At 31.7% G+C, this 6,760-nt stretch carries 6 protein-coding genes and 1 pseudogene; 4 read left to right on the top strand and 3 right to left on the bottom strand.

From position 1 onward, the window contains the following. Both V7024_RS16085 and V7024_RS16080 read right to left on the bottom strand, forming a co-directional pair. A partial coding sequence (locus V7024_RS16085) for a hypothetical protein (protein WP_141541059.1) occupies window positions 1–454 on the bottom strand: 454 nt, incomplete at its 3' end. Beyond that, window positions 432–710 (bottom strand): hypothetical protein, encoded by a 279-nt coding sequence (locus V7024_RS16080; RefSeq protein ID WP_000991479.1) that lies wholly within the window; start codon window positions 708–710, stop codon window positions 432–434. The genes V7024_RS16085 and V7024_RS16080, both read right to left, overlap by 23 nt. A gap of 279 nt (window positions 711–989) precedes the next feature. Between V7024_RS16080 and V7024_RS16075 the strand changes: the two genes are divergently transcribed. The 4 genes and pseudogenes from V7024_RS16075 to V7024_RS16065 all read left to right on the top strand — a co-directional run bounded on the left by V7024_RS16075 (window position 990) and on the right by V7024_RS16065 (window position 6,024). Further along, window positions 990–1,199, top strand: coding sequence for a helix-turn-helix transcriptional regulator (locus tag V7024_RS16075; RefSeq protein ID WP_098634841.1), 210 nt, complete (start codon window positions 990–992; stop codon window positions 1,197–1,199). 18 nt (window positions 1,200–1,217) lie between these two features. Further along, window positions 1,218–2,342: pseudogene (locus tag V7024_RS24450) on the top strand (SpaA isopeptide-forming pilin-related protein); the annotation flags it as partial. Further along, window positions 2,337–5,303 carry a SpaA isopeptide-forming pilin-related protein gene (locus V7024_RS16070; protein ID WP_438824476.1) on the top strand — a complete coding sequence of 989 codons (2,967 nt, stop codon included), beginning with the start codon at window positions 2,337–2,339 and terminating at the stop codon, window positions 5,301–5,303. The pseudogene V7024_RS24450 and the gene V7024_RS16070, both read left to right, overlap by 6 nt. 88 nt (window positions 5,304–5,391) lie before the next feature. After that, window positions 5,392–6,024, top strand: a complete 633-nt coding sequence (locus tag V7024_RS16065; RefSeq protein WP_335521697.1) for a class A sortase — start codon at window positions 5,392–5,394, stop codon at window positions 6,022–6,024. A 32-nt stretch (window positions 6,025–6,056) separates the two neighbouring features. On the opposite strand, the gene V7024_RS16060 is transcribed toward V7024_RS16065, so the two are convergent. After that, on the bottom strand, window positions 6,057–6,760 hold a 704-nt coding region (locus V7024_RS16060; RefSeq protein WP_335521695.1), incomplete at its 5' end, for a L,D-transpeptidase family protein.

Here is a 6,760-nt window from a genome sequence, read left to right as displayed (position 1 = left end):
CTTGACGTTGCAATTCAGCTTCTCTTTCTCTGTCTTGTTCTTCTTTTTCGGCCTGTTGTTGTAACTCTATTTCTCTTTGTTGTTCTAATTCTTTCCGCGCTTTTTCTCTTATTTCAATATTTTCAGCTAAAGGTTCTTTGATGGTATTAAAGACATGTAAGTTTGTTAAATACTCTTTTGCATTATCTAGAGAATTTTTGTCACTTAATCTGTTTTTATAAATGCTATGTAACCCCTGATAAGTGCCATCTAACTCTATTTCATTTGAATCTAACTCTTTTTCACTTGTATTATCATAAATCGTATAAGATACAGTGATAGTTTCCTCACCAGACTTAACATCAATTTCGTCTAACAACATATCACCTTTATCAATAGAAACTTGTTTCCCAATTGGGATCTTTACTCCATCAACTTTAGAAGATACATCATTAATTACTAAACCAATTTCCAAGTCTATTAACCTCCTTTATGTCAATATTATTTTTCTTCATTTTTTCTCGAATGGTTATTAAAGTTTCAATATATGCCATTACAGTTTCTTCTTTCCACCCAGCGGTTTGACTTGTTGTTCCTAATAAAATATCAGGGGGAGGGAGTTGATTTTTTTTCTTCATTTTAGAAAAATTGGCATGTTTAATCTCAAAACCATTCTGACTCAAAAGATCAATAAAATCTTTTGAATTCAGATATCCTTTAATAGCATTCACCTTCTTCCAAAACTGACTATTTGAAATATTTTAACTATAACTCTATTATACAGAAAAATATTTCCAATTTCAATAAATAATTTTCCAAATGGATAATAATTTTCCAAATAGAACAGAATTAACCTGTATTTTACCCTTTGAATATACTGAATATTCAAAATATAAATAATTTTTGTTTACTATTTATCTGGAAATCTATGTATGATAAAATGAAAAATATAGGAGGTGAGTAAAATTTCGCCTTTTATGTCAAATAAAACAAATAAGGATATTAGTAGATTGGAGAGTGAAAGATTACGTAGAAAATTGAAATTAAAACAAGTTGCAGAAGATTTGGGAATTGTTAAACAGCAATTAAACGCTATAGAAAAAAATAGGCGTACTGTCAGTCCTGAATTGGCGGTAAAAATTGCAAATTACTATTCAAAACCAGTCGAAGATTTTTTTCTTCCCACACGTTTTGAAACGCGATCTTTGAAAAATGAATAATGAATTAGGAGTGAAATCATGGTTGGACTTATGAGACACAACAAGGTATTCTCTATGGTATTCAGTATTGTAAGTATTTTTATACTTATGTTTTCAATGGTTTTCCCACACTCAAAAGCAAGTGCAGACGTATTAACATCAGAAAAATACAACAACAAAGGCTGGGTATTTTCAAAACATTTAGGATTTTTCGTTGAAACAGATTTAATCAGACTAGCGGATGGACGTATTGCTTATTGTCTAGATGAACGTCTAAGTTCGCCAAATGGCAATGATTTAGAACCTATGGGACGATTAAGTGATGAAGCTTATCGTGTTATGGCATATGGTTATCCAGAAAAACAACCATCAGAACTAGGAGCATCAAATTGGCAAGAAGCTCACTTTGGTACTCAAGTAGCTCTATGGGTTGTAAACACTGACATTAGTTACAATGATTTACGTTTTGATAATCCTCGTGTAAAAGCTGTAGTTGATAATATCTTAAATGACGTTAGAACAAAAGATACAACACAAGATTTAACATTTGATGTATCACCAACTTCTCATGTTGCACATGTTGAAGGAGATTACTTTAAAGCTGGTGCATTCAAAGTAACAACCAATGCTAAAGGTGGTTCATATACACCACAAGCAATCAACGCTCCAAAAGGTACATATTTCACAAATGCAAATGGTGAACAGAAAACTACATTCAATCCAAATGAAGATTTCTATGTGTACTTTAATAAAAATGAAGCTTCTGGAACTTTCCAAATCAAAGTTTCAGGTGATTTAACAAAAACAGAAACATTGTGGTACAAATCACATGATGCTGGTGTTCAAAATTCTCTTGCTTTAGTAACAACTAAACATACACCAGTGCAAGAAAATTTAAGTGTAAATTGGGCTTCTAAGGGTTCACTTGAATTAAATAAAGTTGATGAAAATGGAACTAAATTAGCTGGGGCTAAATTTGATGTAAAAAATGCTAAAGGTGAAACTGTTGCTACTATTACTACCGATGAAAATGGTTATGGAAAAGTTGATAACCTTGATCTTGGTACATATACCGTAGTCGAAACGCAAGCACCAAACGGTTATGTTTTAGATGCTACTCCACAAAAAGCACAAGTAAACAACGGAGAAGTAGCAAGCATCAAATTTGTTAACAAACTTGCTAAAGGTGGAATTGAAATCAACAAAGTTGATGATAGTAATAAACCTTTGGCTGGTGTTGAATTCACTGTCTACAATGAAAAAGGCGAGGAAGTAACTAAAGTTGTTACTGATAATAATGGTAAAGCGTTTGTAAAAGATCTTGCTTTTGGAAAATATTCATTCAAAGAAACTAAGGGCTTAGATGGATATGTTGGTAGCACTGAAACTTACAATTTTGAAGTGAAAGAAAGCGGAAAAACACAAGCATTTACTGTAGTTAACAAACAAAGCAAAGGTTCTCTTAAAATCACAAAAACTGATGAAGAGAAGAAGCCACTTGAAGGTGTAGAATTTACTGTTTACAAAGATGGTAAAGAATTTGGTAAGGTAGTTACAAACAAAGATGGTATTGCAGAATTTAAAAACCTTCCATTTGGCAAGTACACTTTCAAAGAGACAAAAGGTCTTGAAGGATATGATGTTTATCCTTTTGAGAAAGACTTAACAATCTCTAAAGATGGTGAAGTAAAAGACTTTAATATTGTCAATGCGAAAATCAAAGGTAACTTACGAGTATTCAAGAAAGACGATAACAAGAAGCCACTTGAAGGTGTAGAATTCACTCTATACGATGCAAACGGTAAAGAAATCAAAAAACTTGTTACTGATAAAGATGGTCAAGCATCTTATAAAGATTTACCTTATGGTAAATACTCTGTTAAAGAAACAAAACCACTTGAAGGTTATATTGCACCAGATAATACTTACACCTTTGAAATTGATGTACAAAACAAAGGTGTAGATTATGAAGTTATCAATAAATTAATAAAAGGTAACATTCAAATCACAAAAGTAGATGATTCTAAAAAACCATTAAAAGGTGTAGAATTTACTGTTTACAATTCAAAAGATAAAGAAGTAACTAAAGTTGTAACTGACAAAGAAGGTAAAGCATCTGTAAAAGACTTACCTTATGGAAAATACTACTTCAAGGAAACAAAGACACCAACAGGTCATGTTATCAACAAACAAAAGGTTGAATTTGAAGTAAAACAAAATGGTGTAACTTTAAAATTTGATGTTATCAACAAAAAAATCAAAGGTAATCTTCAAATTAATAAAGTAGACGATAGCAACAAACCTCTTGAGGGTGTAGAATTTACTATTTACGATCAAAACGATAAAGAAATCACTAAAGTTGTAACTGACAAAGAGGGTAAAGCATCTGTAAAAGACTTACTTTATGGAAAATATTTTGTTAAAGAAACGAAAGGTAAAGAGGGGTATGTTCCTTTAGACCAAAAACTTGAATTTAACATTGTAGATGATGGTAAAGTAGTAGAATTAACTGTAACAAATAAACAGATCATTGGTTCTTTAGAAGTTACAAAAGTAGACGTAGCTAATGGTAAAGAATTAGCGAATGCACACTTTGAGATTTACAATCAAAAAGGTGAGAAAGTAGCCGAAGGAGTAACTGACGAACAAGGTAAAGCTAAGTTCGAAAAACTTCCAGCAGGCAAATACACGTTCAAAGAAACTGTAGCCCCAGAAGGATATTTCTTAAACGAGACTGTATTCGAATTTACTATTAAGGATGATGGTCAAGTTGTAGCACAAAAAGTAGAAAACGAAAAAATTCCATCTGTGAAAACAACAGCAACGGATAAAAATAATGGTTCTAAAGAAATGCACACTTCTAAAACTGTAACAATCCAAGATAAAGTGGAATATAAAGACCTTCTTGTAGGTAAAGAGTACACTGTCAAAGGAAAACTTATGGACAAAGCTACTAACAAACCATTAAAAGTTAATGGTAAAGAAGTTACATCAGAAGCTAAATTTAAACCAACAGAAGCTAATGGTTCTATTACGTTAGAATTTACATTTGATGCAACTGGTTTAGAAGAAAAAGAAGTAGTTGTATTTGAAAAAGTATTTAAAGACGGAAAAGAAGTTACATCTCATGCTGACATTGAGGATAAAGACCAAACAGTGAAGTTCGTTAAGCCTTCTGTGAAAACAACAGCTACGAACAAAGCTGACGGATCTAAAGAAATTCATGCAAACAAATCTATCACTATCCAAGATAAAGTTGAGTACACTAACTTAGTTGTTGGTAAAGAATACACTGTTAAGGGTAAATTAATGAATAAAGCTACAAACAAACCATTATTAATTGATGGTAAGGAAGTTACATCAGAAACTAAGTTTACAGCAAAAGAAAAGAATGGTTTTGTAACTTTAGACTTCACTTTCGATGGTAGAGAACAACAGGGAAGAGAAGTAGTAGTGTTTGAAGACTTATTATATGACGGACAAGTAATTGCAACTCACGCTGACATCAACGATGTAGGGCAAACAGTTCGATTTGTAGAACCTTCAATTAAAACAACAGCTACAAACAAAGCTGACGGATCTAAAGAATTAGATGCAAATGAATCTGTAACAATCCAAGATAAAGTTGAATACAAAGACTTAATCGTGGGTAAAGAATATGTTGTAAAAGGTAAACTTATGGATAAAGCTACTAACAAACCATTATTAATTGATGGTAAGGAAGTTACATCAGAAACTAAGTTTACAGCGGAAACTAAAGATGGCTTTATTATCCTAGACTTCACATTCAACGCTTCTGAACTACAAGGTAAAGAAGTAGTAGTATTTGAAGAGTTATATCAAGATGATGTCTTAGTAGCAATTCACTCTGATATTGAAGATATGGGTCAAACTGTGAAGTTCAAGGTGAAATCTGAACAACCTAAACCTGAACAGCCTAAACCTGAACAACCTAAACCAGAGCAACCTAAACCAGAGCAACCTAAACCTGAACAACCACTTCCACAAACAGGTGGTCAAGAAGACAACACAATGAAATATGCTGGTCTAGGTTTACTTGCAACAGCTTTAGCTGGTATTGGTTACACTGTAGTAACAAGAAGAAGAAAACAAGAGCAAAATTAATTACCCTCTATTAAAGTTTTAATAAGAAGCGATACTACTTTTAGTAGTATCGCTTCTTTATTAGAAAAATAAATTAGGAGTATACTAAATGAAAAAATTGATTTTCTTTGTTATTTTATTGTTTGTAGGGATTGGATTTTATTTTTACCCTTCATATGAGAAAAAACAAACAGTCGAAATACAAAAAGAACATATGGCTGAATTCATAAAAGAAGATAAACCATTTGAAGAAAATATTGTTACAAAAGAAATGGATGCTAGTAATCTTAATCGAGTAACTTTTGAAGAAGTGAAGAATGCTAAATTTACAAAAAAGAATGCATTAGCAAAATTAACCATACAAAAATTCAATTTTTCTGTCCCTATTTATGCTAACGCTACCGAAAAACATTTATTAATTGGCGCGGTTACATTAAAAAACAATCAAGTGTTAGGGAAAGGAAATTATACTTTAGCTGGACACAATATGTCTCGTAGTGGAGTGCTATTTAGTGATGTTCCTAAGTTAAAAGAAGGGGATGTAATCACAATTGAAGATAATTATAAAAAATATAAATATACAGTAATTACAAATAAAATAGTATCACCTAACAATAGTGAAGTGTTAGAAGATGATCAGCAAAACAAGTTAACACTGGTTACATGTTTATCTATAAAAGATAATTCTAAACGTGTTATAGTAACAGCTCTTTTAGAAGAAACAAAAGAAAAGGTAGCATAAATAAATTATGCTACCTTTTTTATTTTATAAAATTAGTAATTTCCTAATTCACTTTCAGGAGCTTGAATAATTACTGGATTCTTAGCTGGATCAATCCATTTCAAGATATCAATTACATCTTGTTTAGATGCCCCAGTACAACCAGCAGTCCATGTATTAGATACGTGGAAGAAGATTGCGCTACCTTTACCAGCAACACGATCTGTATTGTAATTAATCACAAACCCATAATCATATGCTGGAATATTCATATTTTCAGCACTGTTCCAACGTCCATTTGAAGGTTTCTGTTGTAATGTGTTATAAAGTTCTGATTTTGAATCATCTACCCAAACATCATTAGGTTGAATGTCATGCCATTTTAATTTTGTTCCAGGGTTTCCTTGTCGGCCAAATGCCATTCCTATTGTATATTTACCTCGTGGTGATTGTGTTACTTCTTCGCTCATTTGTTTAGCAAATCCATCTTTACCAATTTTACCATTAATATTTTTAAGTTCTTTCCATTTACCATCTGTTTTATCAAATGTACGAATTTGTGCATTGTTTGTACCATAACCTTTTGAAGTTACAAGGATTACTTGTTGGTTATTTTCAATTGTTTTAAAGCTGTCAACTACAGTCTTTGCTTCCTGTTGGTTATTATTGTTGTTATTTGGGTTATTGTTGTTATTGTTGTTATTCTGGTTATTATTGTTTCCTTCTTCTGGCTTAACTTCTGGTTTTTCCTCTGGTT

It is taken from the genome of Bacillus sp. JJ864, from assembly GCF_036963045.1.
Taxonomy (GTDB): Bacteria; Bacillota; Bacilli; order Bacillales; family Bacillaceae_G; genus Bacillus_A; species Bacillus_A pseudomycoides_C.
The sequence above is the reverse complement of the archived record's forward strand: the minus strand, read 5'-3'. Positions and strand labels throughout refer to the sequence as shown.